At 34.4% G+C, this 15,386-nt stretch carries 14 protein-coding genes; 9 read left to right on the plus strand and 5 right to left on the minus strand.

Annotated features, from left to right (window positions below):
- The first annotated feature begins 1 nt into the window (after position 1).
- Both FJR45_RS04945 and FJR45_RS04950 read left to right on the plus strand, forming a co-directional pair.
- Positions 2-427, plus strand: coding sequence for an STAS domain-containing protein (locus FJR45_RS04945; RefSeq protein ID WP_193151613.1), 426 nt, complete (start codon positions 2-4; stop codon positions 425-427).
- 7 nt (positions 428-434) lie between these two features.
- Positions 435-1,091 (plus strand): ATP-binding protein, encoded by a 657-nt coding sequence (locus tag FJR45_RS04950; RefSeq protein ID WP_193151614.1) that lies wholly within the window; start codon positions 435-437, stop codon positions 1,089-1,091.
- Here the strand turns inward: FJR45_RS04950 and FJR45_RS04955 are convergent.
- The gene (locus FJR45_RS04955; protein WP_347402233.1) at positions 1,060-1,641 is read right to left on the minus strand and encodes a transposase; all 582 of its coding nucleotides are present in this window, start codon (positions 1,639-1,641) and stop codon (positions 1,060-1,062) included. The genes FJR45_RS04950 and FJR45_RS04955 overlap by 32 nt on opposite strands.
- Positions 1,622-2,224 carry an ISAs1 family transposase gene (locus FJR45_RS04960; RefSeq protein ID WP_193149934.1) on the minus strand — a complete coding sequence of 201 codons (603 nt, stop codon included), beginning with the start codon at positions 2,222-2,224 and terminating at the stop codon, positions 1,622-1,624. Before FJR45_RS04960 ends, FJR45_RS04955 begins: the two co-directional genes overlap by 20 nt.
- An 89-nt stretch (positions 2,225-2,313) precedes the next feature.
- On the opposite strand from FJR45_RS04960, the gene FJR45_RS04965 reads away from it, so the two are divergent.
- A complete protein-coding gene (locus FJR45_RS04965) occupies positions 2,314-2,682 on the plus strand; it encodes a hypothetical protein (RefSeq protein WP_193151615.1) in 369 nt (122 codons plus the stop codon).
- Entirely contained in the window at positions 2,669-3,835 is a 1,167-nt protein-coding gene (locus FJR45_RS04970) for a PAS domain-containing sensor histidine kinase (RefSeq protein ID WP_226966481.1), read from the plus strand. Before FJR45_RS04965 ends, FJR45_RS04970 begins: the two co-directional genes overlap by 14 nt.
- A gap of 16 nt (positions 3,836-3,851) precedes the next feature.
- Here FJR45_RS04970 and FJR45_RS04975 read toward each other — a convergent pair whose 3' ends face one another.
- The gene (locus FJR45_RS04975; RefSeq protein WP_193151616.1) at positions 3,852-4,793 is read right to left on the minus strand and encodes a chemotaxis protein; all 942 of its coding nucleotides are present in this window, start codon (positions 4,791-4,793) and stop codon (positions 3,852-3,854) included.
- A 115-nt stretch (positions 4,794-4,908) separates the two neighbouring features.
- Between FJR45_RS04975 and FJR45_RS04980 the strand changes: the two genes are divergently transcribed.
- The 5 genes from FJR45_RS04980 to FJR45_RS05000 are packed head-to-tail and all read left to right on the plus strand — an operon-like array spanning position 4,909 to position 10,846.
- Positions 4,909-5,718 (plus strand): HlyD family secretion protein, encoded by an 810-nt coding sequence (locus tag FJR45_RS04980; protein ID WP_193151617.1) that lies wholly within the window; start codon positions 4,909-4,911, stop codon positions 5,716-5,718.
- Positions 5,708-7,450 (plus strand): molybdopterin-dependent oxidoreductase, encoded by a 1,743-nt coding sequence (locus FJR45_RS04985; protein WP_193151618.1) that lies wholly within the window; start codon positions 5,708-5,710, stop codon positions 7,448-7,450. The genes FJR45_RS04980 and FJR45_RS04985 overlap by 11 nt, the downstream gene beginning before the upstream one ends.
- Positions 7,451-7,464: 14 nt before the next feature.
- Entirely contained in the window at positions 7,465-8,646 is a 1,182-nt protein-coding gene (locus FJR45_RS04990; protein WP_193151619.1) for an acetylornithine transaminase, read from the plus strand.
- On the plus strand, positions 8,603-9,838 hold the full coding sequence (locus FJR45_RS04995) for a TolC family protein (RefSeq protein WP_193151620.1): 1,236 nt from the start codon (positions 8,603-8,605) through the stop codon (positions 9,836-9,838). The genes FJR45_RS04990 and FJR45_RS04995 overlap by 44 nt, the downstream gene beginning before the upstream one ends.
- Positions 9,839-9,850: 12 nt before the next feature.
- On the plus strand, positions 9,851-10,846 hold the full coding sequence (locus tag FJR45_RS05000) for an SAM-dependent methyltransferase (RefSeq protein ID WP_226966482.1): 996 nt from the start codon (positions 9,851-9,853) through the stop codon (positions 10,844-10,846).
- Here FJR45_RS05000 and FJR45_RS05005 read toward each other — a convergent pair.
- Together FJR45_RS05005 and FJR45_RS05010 are read right to left on the minus strand one after the other, a co-directional pair.
- Positions 10,843-13,932, minus strand: a complete 3,090-nt coding sequence (locus FJR45_RS05005) for an efflux RND transporter permease subunit (protein ID WP_193151621.1) — start codon at positions 13,930-13,932, stop codon at positions 10,843-10,845. The two genes, FJR45_RS05000 and FJR45_RS05005, sit on opposite strands and share 4 nt — an antisense overlap.
- Before the next feature lie 2 nt (positions 13,933-13,934).
- Positions 13,935-15,383, minus strand: coding sequence for a 4Fe-4S binding protein (locus FJR45_RS05010; RefSeq protein ID WP_193151622.1), 1,449 nt, complete (start codon positions 15,381-15,383; stop codon positions 13,935-13,937).
- Between the last annotated feature and the right edge of the window lie 3 nt (positions 15,384-15,386).

Below are 15,386 nucleotides of genomic sequence, written 5' to 3' on the forward strand. Positions count from 1 at the left end.
AATGGATAAAAAAATGGCACTAAGCAAGAAGCAAATCGGACTTGAAACTTCTATGGTTGCAAACAAATTAACAGATGAGTGTATTTATGTAAGCCTATTTGGACTGTTGGATTCAGCTCGTATAGAAGATGTCTCAAAAAAAATAACCAAAATCAGTGAATCAGACAAAATTGTCTGTGTTATATTGGATTTATACAATGTTGATGCAATTGATACAGCAGTTGCCGGATATATAAACAGGTTGGGAAATATACTTAAATTGATGGGTATTGAACCTATCATATGTGGCATTAAAGCAGAGTTGGCCGAGAAGATGGTAAAAACAGATATTCAGTTTAGCGGAATACAGATAATTAGAAATTTACAGGATGCACTGCTTGTGAGTTTTAAAGTTACAGGGTATAAACTTATAAAAACAGAAAAATAGTTGTATTATGTCACTTGTTTTCCATATTTTAGATGAGATTGAAGCATATCAATGTGCAAGACAAATAAACGAAATAGCGAAAGAGTTTGGTTTTTCTCAGTTTGATGCAGGTATGTTTTCAATTGCAGTTACAGAGATTGTTATTAATAGTATCCGCTATGCAAAGGATGTAAAAGTAAGTTGCAGATATACGCAAAACAACAAAGGACTGGAAGTTTATATTGAGGACAAAGGCAAAGGTATAAAAAACATTCAACACTCGTTACAAGACGGCAATTCTTCTACAAAAGACAGTCTGGGGTTTGGGCTTGGTGCTGCAAAAAGATCAGTTGATGAGTTTTTGATCGAAAAAAGTGATGCAAGCGGAACATCAATTGTTCTTAGAAAATATATTGATGAGCCTAGGTATGAATACTCTCCGATTTCTGTTAAAAAGGAAGCAAATCAGTTTAACAGTGATGCATATTTTATTAAACATTATGATGGTGATAAAAGCTTATTTGCTATTATTGACGGTAGTGGAGACGATCTGCCGGCATATAAAACCGTACAAAGTGTAAAAGGACTTCTGTTGGAAGAGTACAGGTTGCCCTTAGAAGACATTGTAAGGTATATTAATCCACCACAATCCTCTAAAAACTCAATTTTAATATTTGAGCGATAGAGTCATCCAAATCCCATCTATTGTTGATGAGTTGTTCTTGTATAGATTTTGCACCATTAAGGTGTAAAATATTCAAAATCATACTTCTAAGAATAGTCATTAAAAATGGATTTAAATGACAATTATGAGCATCTTCTAAAAGTGAATTATCTTTGTATTGATGCATGGTTTCCACTTTCCAATGGTGTAAAATTTTATTGTGAAAGAATTCTGCACTTTCATGAAAATTTGCAATACAGAATTGAATTCTAGTGCTATTAGTAATCTCGCCAGTTTTATGATTTGTTGACTCTACTTTTTTTATAACTTTTATTATTGAGCGAATATGAGTTATGCCATTATGATAAAAAGTAGTTGGTTGATATACAAACACCTTCCTATTAATCCATTCATTAGATTGTTGGACAGGTTTAGCCTTGTAAATATTTGTCGGTTTTATATCTCTTGAAATTTCATCTATTTTATCAAGTAAGGTTTTTTGATTATCTTTTACCTTGGCAATATATTTTGAACCACTATTTTCGATAGCATCAAGAGTTTTTTTGGGTATTCATTGCATCAAAAGTAAAGATAAATTCATCTCCCAATTCCCCTATCATAGCCTGAAGGGCAGGTATTTCATTCGACTTCTCTGCTATTTGTTGATGAGCAATTATTACCCCTATCTCAGATAAAACAGCACCAACTACTTCTATTGATCTCTTATCTTTGTATTTGCTGCCATTCATAACCTTGCCATCTACGCTCAGGTGCTTTCCTCTTGTATCGACATAGGTTCTTATCCATTTCCTAAAAACAACTTCAACTTCTTGGCTATCAACTTTCGCTAACACATCAGAAACCAAACTTTTCTTTGGTGTTAATATAAACTCTACACCTAATAATCTTTTAACTTGTTCTTTTTGAATATGCTTCTCTATCCAAATAGATATTTGCTTATAGTCAGTTGCTCCCATCAATCCAGCCAATACTGAAAGATATAAAATATGTTCTAGTCGGTGTCTTTTACCTTGAGGTTTCCGATAGTCTGTCACCTCTGAAAACAATTTTAAAAGTTGATTTGATTGGGCTTGATCTGCATACCCTCTTATAGAACGCTTTTTCGCTAATTTTTCTCTTGTTTTTGTTGCCATATGTAATCACTTTAGTTTTTTAGAGTTTAAGCAATTATTGTTCTTCTTTTAAATTCCTGTTTTTTTAGGATTGGGGTGATATTAATCTTATGCTTTCCAATAATGATGATTTTGAAGATATCACTCTTGTGCTGTTGCGTTTATTACCTGATAAACTCGAGTATATGATTTTGGGAAATGGTTTTATTGTCTCTTATCCTGAGATGAAGTTTCAAGCATATAGGCAAGCTTCCTGCCTGAAGTTGCCTGAAGATTTATCAGTACAACAAGAGCTGCTTCCTGAGCAGTTTTGTATTGTACTGGCAAGTGACGGTATTGAGTATAATGATTTTTTAAATAAAGAGGTTTTTAATTTATCAACTTTAGAGTTGGCAACAGATATTTTCAATAAATATAATGTCGATGATGCTTCAACCGTAATAGCTATAAAGAGGGAAAAGAGCGATGTCAGAAACTAAGCAGTCTCTTGCACTGCATCAATATTTAAGTGGCATAATAACAAATATACCCTACGGGATTCTTACTGTTTCTGAAAATTCAGAAATTAGCATGCTCAACAGTAATATATTAGAAATTTTGGAAATCAACGAAGAAAATTTACATGATTATATAGATAAAAATTACAAAAAACTTTTTTTTGAGGTTCCAAAAATTATTGATATCTATGTGGAGAAAATGATTCAGAAAAATCAACTAAGCGTTGACATAGAACAGTTTCCTTTTAAAAATAAAATTCTGAATATCAAAATGAGAGCGATGCTTGATGGGACGATTTTTATTATAGAAGATATTACGCAAAGGGTTCAGCAAGAAAAGAAACTCAGAGAGCTAAACAAAACACTGGAAGAGCGGATTCAACAAGAAGTAGTGAAAAACAGAAAACAGGATCAGCAACTCCAACAACAATCCCGTTTGGCACAAATGGGAGAGATGATCTCAATGATTGCACATCAGTGGAGACAGCCTCTTGGTGCCATTGCCAGTACATCTGTTAACTTATCTATGAAAATAGAGCTGGAATCTTATAATTTGAATAATTTACAAGAGCAAGAAGCGTGTCAAAATTATTTTTTACAACAGCTAAATGTTATTGAAAATCTTGTTCAAAATCTTACAAATACCATTGATGATTTCAGAAATTTTTATAAACCAAACAAACAGTCAATTTTATGCACTTTTGAAGAAGTTATTGATAAATCATTAAATATCATTTATGCATCCTTGAAAAATAATAATATTCAAGTGAATTTTAATTACATTCGCTTAGAAAAAATAAAAATGTATGACAGCGAAATTATGCAGGTTATTCTGAATATTTTAAAAAATGCACAGGATAATTTTCGGGAAAAAAATATTTCAAACCCTTGTATTGATATAACACTAAAGGATAAAATACTCTCAATCTGTGATAATGGAGGGGGAATTTCAGAAAATATCATACAAAATATCTTTGATCCTTATTTTTCTACTAAGAGTGAAAAAAATGGTACAGGACTTGGGCTCTATATGTCTAAAATAATTGTTGAAGAACATCATAACGGAAAACTTACTGTTAAAAACAGTGATGATGGGGTTTGTTTTACGCTAGATTTAAGAGAAAAGACTAACTGAATAACCTGCACTGTTTTTATGATTCCATTACTGAAACAATCAGCGGGATGACATTATGACTTTTTGTTTTATCTATAAAACCGCTTGCGCCTAAATCTTCTGCTTCTCTTTTGTTGTTGTCTCCTGTCATAGAACTGTTGACTATGATTGGAATATCTCTTGTCACAAGATTGGCTTTAAGGTTTTGAATAACAGTAAATCCGGACATTTCAGGCATTTCTATATCGGTAATAATTGCCGGTATCTCCTTCGCTGATTCACCGAGGGTTTTAATGTACTCAATCAGTTTTTTACCATTGTCAAAAAGTTTGATATTGATATTTGCTTTTTGAAAAAGCTGTATTAGGTGTCGCTGTGCGGTTTTTGAATCTTCTGCAATGAGGACTGTTCCGTATTTCAGTTTATCGGGAATGGTAATATCTTTTAAAAATTCTATATCTTTGTCTACATTAACAAGTGCCTGCGGCAAGACATCTGCAAGAAGTTTTTCATAGTCCAGGATAAGGCAGAGGCTTCCATCTTCAAGCCTGGTGTCATTCATAACAACCCCGTCTTCTTTGAGTCTGTAACTGTCCGGTGCGTGCATCTCATTCCAGTTTTTTTTGATTACTCTGTAGGCGGACATAATTCTCAGCCCAATAATAATACCGTTAAAGTCACAAATTAAAATTTTGGAATGAGAAATTTCATTTTCATTTAATGTCACATCCAGCCATGCAGGAAGATTTAAAATGGGTATTTGCATGTTTCGAAGAACGATTGTCCCCTCAAGCAAGGGATGTGCAGAGGGTATCTGTGTCAAAAAATGATTTTTAGATTCGACCACTTCTCGGGTTTTAAAAATATTGATAGCATAAAATGCTGAGTCCCTCTTTTCACTTACCCTAAAGACCAACAGTTGTAATTCATTGTTTTTTGCCAGATTTGTGGCAGCATCGACATTGTCTAATACAGACATATAATACCTTTAATTTTAAATAGGTATTAATAGTAGCGAAAATAAAATGAATTTGGCTTGAATATTAGTAATGAAATGTTAAAATGGCACTATAATATCACTCAGGAAAGAATTTTTGAAAATAATAGTAACATTTCTTTTTATCACGACCCTTTTGTTTTCCAACGTATACTATTCAAAAGTAGAACCTTATGAAATAAGGACAATCGCATCAAATGTCTCGGGCAAAGTGCTTTACACGGATGACAATATGATTGGGAAAAAACTCACATCAAAAGTTTTTATAAAAATTGATTCAGAACTTGATGAAGATGAATTAAAAGCTGTTGAAAAAAAGCTCTCTTATCAAAAAAATACCTTGCTTTTAAATGAAAAAATACTGCAAAATCTACAACAACTTGTAGAAAAAAAGCGAGAAAATTATCAAAAAATCAAGCATTTAAAGATAAAATCCCGTATAGAAAAAGACAAAGAGTTTTATGATCTGCTGAGCAGTGAAAATTCCTCTCTTGCAACACAAAAAGAGATAAACAGTCTAAAAACCACTATAGCTGATTTGGAGTTAAGACGAAAACAGCTTGTAAAAATTATAAAAGACAAAAACATCATTGCCAAAGGCTTTGTATTGTATGAAATCTCTGTCAAAGCGGGTCAAACGGTAGGAATCTCTACACCTTTGGCAAAAATTGCAGATACCTCTAAGGCTCTGTTGAGTGTTTATTTGGATAAAAATGATTTAAAAGGTGTGAAGAAAAAAGTGATATATATTAACGGAAAAGAGACACCGTATAAAGTCTCACGTGTTTCTTATATTGCAGATACAAAAAATATTTCAAAATACAAAGCGCAAATTATTATTGATGCGCAAAAAGTATTTTCCGGATTGGTAAAAATTGAAATCAAAGCGAGTAATAATGAAAAGTAGTCTTACGGCCTGTCCTCTTGACTGTTATGACGCCTGCGGTTTAGTGTATGATGAAAAAAAACTCAAACCTCTTAAAATCGGACATACAAACGGATTTTTATGTCCCCATCTCAACCATTATGACAAATTTGAAAGAATAGAAAAACCACGGTTTCAGGGAAAAGAAATTACGATGGAAGAAGCACTTTTGAAACTCAAAGAGTTGCTTGCAGTTGAGTTTAAAAGTGATGTCCTGCATTACAGAGGCAGCGGAAATTTTGCTTTGATGCAGGAAGTGACAGACCATTTTTTTGCGAATTTTGGGGCAACGCTTACGGATGGAAGCTTGTGTGACGGAGCGGGAGAAGCCGGAATTATAGAAGGCAGAGGCAGCAACAAAAATATGCCTTTGAGCGAAATTGAAAAATCAGATGTGATTATATTTTGGGGAAGAAATCCGCATACGACTTCTTCTCACATATTACCGCTTATAAAAGACAAAACCATTATAGTAATAGACCCTGTTAAAACCAAGATTGCCCAGATGGCCGATTTACATGTACAGATAAAACCGCATACAGATATATATCTGGCATTGCTTTTAGCACGGTTTGTATACATCAATGACAGTTTGAATGAAGCGTTTATTGAAAAATATGCAAGTGAATTTGAGGAGTATTACGAACTCACTCAGGGTGTACGCATTAAAGCAACACTTGAAGATATTGGTGTAACTTTGGGTGATATTGGCGATATTTTACACATGACTATAGACAAAAAGGTTGCTATTGTCTGCGGTGTCGGGATTCAAAAATACAGAGACGGGGCGGATGTGATGCGCAGTATTGATGCTTTTGCCGTCTCCCTTGGCTTTTTTGGAAAAGAGGGCTGCGGTGTGGCATATCTTGGAAATTCCAAAGAGGGAATGAGCTCTCCGTTTGAAACAAAAGCCAAGCGAGTCTCCAAGGTCAATACTGATTTTGATGCGTTTGAAACCGTATTTATCCAAGGTGCGAATCCTCTTGCACAGATGCCAGACAGTTTGAGAGTCAAAAATGCTTTGCAAAAAAAACAAAATATAGTTTATTTCGGTTTGTACGAGAATGAAACCAGTGCAATGGCAGACTTGGTGATTCCTGCAAAAACCTTCCTGGAAAAGAATGATATACGCACCTCCTATGCCCATAACGGACTGATGGTGATGCATAAGCAGATTGAGAGTACCATCGGTATCAGTGAGTATGATTTGGCAGCGTATCTGTGTCAGGCATTTGATATAGAACTTAAAGCAGAAGAAGAGTACCTGCAGTATTTTAAGAATTTTGGTGTGAAAAAAATAAACGGATGTTTTGAGGTTGAAAACAGAGAAGCAGTTCCGTATCAAAATGGCTTTGATACAGCTGACGGTGAATTTGTTTTTCTTGAAGAGTTTGAAACACAGCAGAGTGAGGCTGAGGATGAGTTTAATCTCATAACACCCAAGAGTTCCAGAAGTTTAAATTCTCAGTTTCACAGAGAAAAACATCTCTATATACATCCTTCTCATGGTTATAAAGACGGTGAGGAGATTGAGATAAGTTCACAGAACGGCAGTGTTGTTTTGGAAGTTAAAAATGACAACAGACTGCGTGAAGATACAGTGCTTATATACAGCGGCACACCGGGTGTTAACAATCTGACATCCTCAAAGCACTCTTATGAGGGTAAATGTGCTGTTTTTCAAGAAAATAAAGTTAAAATTGCTAAAAAATAAAGAGAGTAGACAAAATGAATATTAAAGAAATGGATAAAAAATATGTTTTACCGACATATGCACGGGCAGATATAGAGTTTGTAAAAGGAAAAAACGCTACTCTCTTTGACAGTGAGGGGAAAAAGTATATAGATTTTACTTCGGGTATCGGTGTTGTTTCAGTCGGTCATGCCAATGAAAGAGTGAGCAAAGCTTTGTGCGAACAGCTGGCAAGTGTGACACATACATCGAATCTTTACTATATAGCACCTCAGGCACAGGCCGCTCAAAAAGTTGTTGGGACAAGCGGGTATGATATGCAGTGCTTTTTTGCAAACAGTGGTGCAGAAGCAAATGAAGGGGCTATAAAAATTGCCAGAAAACACGGGGAGCGTGACGGAGAGATAAAAAGATATAAAATTATCACACTCAACCACTCTTTTCACGGACGAACCATTACAACAGTCAAGGCAACAGGACAGGAGGCGATGCATAACTATTTCGGACCTTTTCCGGACGGCTTTGTTTATGCAGACGGTATAGACGAAATAGAACCACTGTTGGACGACCATACGGCGGCTGTAATGATAGAACTGATTCAGGGTGAGGGCGGAGTAGAGCCGCAAGACAAAGAAAAAGTACAGGCACTGGCAAAGCTTTTAAAAGAGCGTGAAATTCCTTTGATTGTTGATGAAGTACAAACCGGTGCCTATAGAATCGGTGAATTTACGGCATCGCAGGCTTATGAAATCTCCCCTGAGATTATCACCCTGGCAAAAGGCATCGGCGGAGGTGTTCCTGTAGGAATAGTGATGACAACACTTAAAAATGTTCTCAGCGCAGGAGACCACGGATCGACATTTGGCGGGAACTATTTGAGCAGCCGTGCTGTATGTGAAGTGGTAGATATACTCAATGAAAAAAAACAAAGCGGTGATTTGGAAATAACCTCTTTGATGTTCAATCAGTCTTTGGAAAAATTTTACAATGCCAACAAAGATATTTTTACACAAAAAGTGGGGATTGGCATGATGTGCGGTTTGCGTGTCAAAGATGCAGATACACTGACAAATATTATAAACCTGGCAAAAGAAAATGGTGTCATCGTGCTTAAAGCAGGAAGAAACACATTAAGATTTTTACCACCGCTGACAATTACAAAAGAGGAAATTGATGAAGGCTTCAGTGCTCTTAACTCTGCTATGTCTCAGTTGTAGTTTTTCTCTTTTTGGAGCTGATGACAATGCTGATCTGGAGAAATTTATATCTTCTTACAAGCAGTTGCAGTTTCAGTATGATTATGAAAAAAATGAAGCGGAGAGTTCCAAACTGCGTGACTCATGGATAGTTCCTGTTCAGATCAATTACAGTTATTCCAAAAACAATGCTTTTGGTGTTGGGCAGTCAAACCAAAATGCCGCTATTCGCATAAATCAGCCAATTTTTCAAAGCGGAGGGATCTATTACGGCATAAAATTTGCCAGTGCGAGTAAATATTATACGAAATACTCTATTGATGTGGCAAAACGCAAAATGATTAAAGATACTATTGCTGTTTTGATGCAGATAAAACAGACAGAGTTCAAAGAGCAAAAGCAAAAACTACAAATTAAAAACAGTGAAATAAATTTGGAACAAAAAAAAGAGGAGTATTTCAGCGGACAGCTTGATTCAGGGTTTTTAGATGATGCTGTGATTCAAAAAAATACAGCCTTATCTGTTTTGTACGATATTCAGGCTGCAAAAGAAAAACTGGTGAGCTCCTTTCACGCTTTAAGTGATTTGGATTATACAAAAGTCGCTATTCCGAGATTGGAACTTTTACAACATGACGAGTTTTTACAACATAATATAGTGCTGCAAATGAATAAAGCCCAGACAGAGAAAAACAGATACAATAAAAATGTTACTCTTGCAAAGTATCTTCCTAAAGTAAATCTTACAGCAGGATACAACTGGAAGCTCACGACAAATCAGGCTTTTCAGGTAGGTTCGTCAATTGTCAGTAATTCAAATGAGTTAAATTATTATGATTATGGCATTGCCATTTCAATTCCACTTGATATTAATACATTCAGAGATATAGAATCTGCAAAAGTAGACTACTTAAAGGCAAAAATTGTGCTAAAAGACAAACAAAGAGAATTGAACTCTTTGTATGAACAGGTCATGCACAATATAGAAAACTATAATAAAAAGATAGCGTTGAGTAATGAAAATATCATATTATATACGAAGCTTTTGGAAGATACAAAAAAACTTTTTAAGGCTGGGTATAAGACAAAATATGATATGCAAAGACTTGCAAATTCTTTGCAGATACAAAATATAGATACAAAAATATATGAGCTGGACAAGCAGTTGGAACTTTTGAATCTGTATGAAATGTATATCAGCAATGAAAAATAAACGGGAAAAAGAATGAGTCAAAAATTTAGTGAATATATGGCAGAGTGGCTCTATGGTGAAAACGGCTATTATGCAACATATAAAAATATAGGCAAAGAGGGTGATTTTTATACGGCAGTCAGTACAAGCAAGTTTTTTGGCGGTACCATTGCCAAGCATATTATTGCGCTTATTGATGAAGGTTTTTTGCAAAAAGATGCAGTAATATGTGAAATAGGGGCGCATCACGGGTACTTTTTGGCAGATGTGTGTGAGTTTCTTTATACTCTGCGACCGGAACTTTTGTCAAGTTTTGAGTTTGTCATCATAGAACGCTTTGATGATTTGCAAAAACATCAAAGAGAATATTTTTCAGAGAGTTTTGGTGATGCTGTTGCGTTGACGCACTATAAATCATTAAGTGAGCTTACATGTAACAATGCCTTTTTTATAGCCAATGAAATATTTGACGCATTTCCCTGTGAACTTTATTTTAAAGGTAAAAGTGCGCAAGTTGAAAACCATGAAGTACTGTTTGATGTAAAAGATGAGTGGGTGGAACAAAAGGCAAAAAAATACCATAAAGACAGAGGCGAAATAGCACGAGGATATGAAGAATTTGCAAAAGAGATGGGTAAAAGTGCTGAAAAATTTGAGTTTATGAGTTTTGATTACGGTGAAATGCAAGCCCGTCCTGATTTTTCACTCAGAATTTATACAAAGCATGAAGTGCATCCGTTCTTCGAAGAGGGTTTAAACAGAGCAGAACTCTTTGCAAAAAGCGATATAACCTATGATGTCACCTTCTTACATGTAAAGGATGCCTATGAGGAAGCCGGTGTGGAGTTTGTGGAATTTAAAGCACAAATGGTCGCACTCGTTGATATGGGGATCTTAGAGCTTTTGGAAATGTTAAAAGAGCATGTTGACGAAAAAATATACAAACAGGAACTTGAAAAAGTAAAGATGCTCATCATGCCAAATTTTTTGGGTGAGCGTTTTAAAATGATACGTTTTAGAAAAGACTAAGCTAAAAGTCTTTTACCCGATGAAAACAGATAAAGTGTTGGAAGGTAAATAAGATTTAAAATTGTTCCCCATAGCAATCCAAATCCCATACTCACTGCCAAAGGTTGAAATACGGCAGTTTCAGCAGTTGCAAAAAACATGAGAGACGATAATCCGACAATAGTAGTCAGTGAAGTAATAATTATGGGTCGTAATCTGCGTGAAGCAAGTACAAATATTTCATTTTCTGATTTTGCTTTACGTATGGTATCCATCATAATTATACCATCATTCACAATGACTCCTGCAAGTCCGAGTGCTCCAATTAAAGAGGGAAGCGAAATATTAAGATGCATAAAAAAATGTCCAAGATAAACACCAAGCAGCGAAAATGGAATAACACTCATTATAATTAAGGTTTCTTTAAAAGAATTAAACAGATACAAAATTGCTATAAATATTAATATTATTGCTAGTAGAGATGCAAATATCATTTCTGTCTGCATCACTCTTTTTTGTTCTCTCTCACCTTTGAATTTGAGTTTTATTTTATATTTTTTTTGTATTTCTTGTAAAATTGGTGTTAATTGGTCAAGTGCTTCACTTGCAGTTACAACAGAAGCATCTACATTGGCAAAAATATAAAAAGTTGTTTCTCCATTCTCTTTTATCAGGCGTTCCAAAGAAGCAACTTTTGTAAAAGTACATATATCTTTCAGTAAGACAATACTCTTGTCTTTAAGTGGAATTTCTAAATTTTTAAAGTTTTGAAGGGTGTCTTCATAATTAACAGACTTGATTTTTATATCTAAAAGTTCATTACCGTCAAAGAGTGTACCAACTTTTTTACTGAGGTATAAATTTGAAACATACTCTCCAAGATATTTTTGTGTTATGCCAAGTTGTTTTCCATAGTTGTTTATGGCAAGTGTGATTTCATCTCTACCTAAATTTACATTGTCACCAAAATATTTGATGCCATTGATTTGACTAAAAGCATATTCTATTGCTTGTACTGCCTGTATTGCTCTTTTATGATTATGACTTATAACACCTATGCGAATATCTGCTTTTGTATGCCCCATACTTTTTTCAACAACGGCAAGGTCATAGAGTTTAAAATGCTCTTTATACTTTTTTTCTTTTAAAAATAAGCGCAGTTTTTTTGCTATATCTTTTGATGCATATTCACGAATTCGTCCTTTGGAATCATAATAAAAACTGAGATATGGGGTAATGTATTTTTCTACAAAATTTTGTTGTTTTGTTTTATAAAGTTCTAAAGAGACATATCCGACATAGGGATACATTTCGGCTACTCCTGTTGCAGTCCTTCTGTATCCGGCAGTTGAACTAATATCTTTGACAAAAAAAAGATTTTGTTTGTCAAGTATATCTTTTTCAATTGTTTGAACAATTTTCAATGAATCTTCGAGTGTTGTATTTGTATTTGCTTTAAATGTTATATTTATAGTTGCACTGTCAAAAGATTGAAAAAGTTGAAATCTTGAATGTTGTACAAAATATAATAGTAGCAGTGGTATAAAAATCATAAAAAGAGTTAAAAATGTTTTTTGGTACGCAAAAACAGTATGTAAAATTTTTTGATATATTTTTTGTGCTTTATGCCATGAAAGTGTTTTTGATTTTGTACCGAGTATATGAGAGGCGTGAATAGGTAAAAAGATGAAAGACTCAAGCAGTGATGCAATAACAAGTGCTGAAAAAGCAATAGGAATAAGTGCTACAATCTCTCCAAGTTTTCCACTCAACATAAGAAGCGGTATAAAAGAAAATATGGTTGTTACAGAAGCAATTGTAACAGGTTTTGCAACTTCTTTTGTTCCAAGAAGAGCCGCTTTTTTCGCTGAGTAGCCTTTTTCAATGTATTGCTGGATATTTTCGCTCACGACAATAGCATCATCAACTATAATGCCTATAGCAATCAAAACACCGACGAGTGAGTTTATGTTTATGCTGTAACCAGTGAGATAAAAATAGATAGTACCTATGATAAAAGATGTTGGAATTCCTAATGCTATAACCAGGGCAATACGGAAGTTAATAAGAACGCTGGTTAAAAGAGTAATTAATAAAATTCCCAGTAAAATATTCGATACAACAGTGTTAAGTCTGTCTTTTATAAGCACGGTTTTATCCATTTTAATGTTAAAAGCAACATCTTTGATGGTTTGTTTTGCTATGAAATTTTTAATCTCATTTGCAATACTGATAGCATCTCCTTTAGGGTTTTGTGATATGGCAAGCGTAATGGAGTTTTGTGCATTTACGCTTGCTAATGTAGAGGCATCTTCATATTTTTTAGTGACTTTTGCTATCTCTTTGAGTATAATTTGTTGATTGTCGATAGTAATAATTGTATTTTCTATGTTTGAAGAGAAATGTGGCAGGTTTTTTGTTGTAATAAAGAATTGTTCTTGTGCATTGCTTATTTTGCCCAAAGGATAGATGTAAGAGAGTTCAGAAAAAACTTTGACAATATTATCAAGGGAAAGTCCATAGGCATCGACTTTTTTCTCATCAATTAAAACTTCATAATAAAGCTTAGAGTTACCGAAAATGGTAACATCCGAAATATCTTTCATGGAAGTGATTTTTACTTTTATCTCCTTCGCCAATGTTTTTAGTTTTGCACGAGAAACCTTAGAAGATATTATAGAGAGGTGCATTATGCTTCTAGAGTGTGCAACACTGCGAATAGTGGGCGTAATCATATCGGCAGGAAGATTGACTCTGACGAGAGCTAAGGCATCTTGTGTACTGGCAATAACTTTTGTCTTATCTGCATTTTTTTCAAGTTCTAAGACAATGCTGAATTTTCCGGGAGAAACGATTGCATTGACATTTTGCACACCAATGATGTTTTTTACTTCGTTTTCTATTGGAATTACTACCATATTATTGAGTGTATCGACAGAAGTTCCGCTGTAACTTCCTCTAATAGCAATAGAATTTGGTTCGATAACAGGAGAAATTTCTTTTGGAATTTTTGAATAGGAGTAGATACCAAGAGCAAAGAGTAGAAAAAATAAAGTGTAGTTTATTTTATAGTTTTCTAAAAAAAATCTGAGTATCTTTTTAAACATAGTTATCCTGCATTTTTTATACGGTGGACCGGAACACTTTTGTGTTGTGCGTGCATACCATGAGAACTTTTAGCTCTTCCGTATGTATCTAGTATATAGGCTCTGTAAATATTAACCGATAAGAAAAAGATTATAAGAGAAGCAGCAAAGGGAAATGCCAATATTTTTTTAACTTTTGGAGCATTAATCAATTGTATTCTTTTATATAAAATTAGAAGTGCCCAAATTATAGCTATCCATTTTAATACTCCAAAAATCATGAGCCAACTTTCTCCATGTTTGGCAAGTGGTGTGATGTTTATAACACCAAAACCAAAGCCCAATGCAAATCCTTCTATTATTCTATCATATCCTCGCACAAAAAAAGTTTCCAGTGTATGTGCGAGAGAACCGAGAATAAAAAGGGGTGCATATGCGTATCCTAAGTTGTAAAACACTTTTTTGAAATCTTGTTTGAGGATGTTTGAAGCTATAAACATTCCTACAATTGCAGTTATAACTGTAAAAAGTAGTGCATATAAGAATGCAAAGAGTCCAACTAAATCTACTGTGCTTACATGTAAAAAAGAATTTACAAAGTGTGCTGTTTTGGTCCAGATCATATCATTGGCTGCATTACTTCTATTGATACCGTGATGAAAAGACATAGATATAGGAATAACTGCAAGTATAAGTATATAGGTCCAAATCTCTGCAGGTAAAACCTGAAATTTTTTAAAAAGGCTTTGAGAAGGTTTGACAATTTTAAAACTCACTGCTTCACAAGCCTCACTACACTCCATACAAAGTGTACAGTCTGTCATGGAATTACGCTTATCAAATGTAAATGGTTTTAAGTTTGATGGGCATGCCGTAACACATTCAAATGTTCTACATTCATTGCAGGCTGATTTGTATGTTCCTAGCCAGGTAAAAGAGAGTTTTGCATAGGCTCGCGTTAGTGTACCGATAGGACAGATGTATGTGCAGTAACTCATCTCTTTATAGACAAAATAGGTAATAATAGCGATAAATGTCATAATACTAAATATCAACGCTGTTGCAAAGGGTGTTTTATAAACTCCAGGAAACATATAGTAAATACCCCACCAACCGACAACTAGAAGCACAATACCTATATATCTGTTTTGCATCCACTGAGGCATTTTCTTTTGTAAACCGAATTTTGTTATGTATTTTCCTAAAAATCCATGTGGACATATACCACAAAAAACCCTTCCAAGAGTAGGCAGCGTAATGACCATAAAAAATGACCAGAAAATCCCCCAAAACAGCGCAGGAGTAAAACTGTTTTCTTTGCCGGTATGGACAAATCCAAAGTATATAGCATAGAAGAAAAGTGCTGTAACTATCACTCGCAGTAGCATTAAAAACTTTGAATTTTTAAATAAAAATCCAAAGATAGGCATCCCGAAAATATCATTTTTATCTCGTGTGATCTGTTTTAGCATTTT

It is taken from the genome of Sulfurimonas sediminis, from assembly GCF_014905115.1.
Classification (GTDB): domain Bacteria; phylum Campylobacterota; class Campylobacteria; order Campylobacterales; family Sulfurimonadaceae; genus Sulfurimonas; species Sulfurimonas sediminis.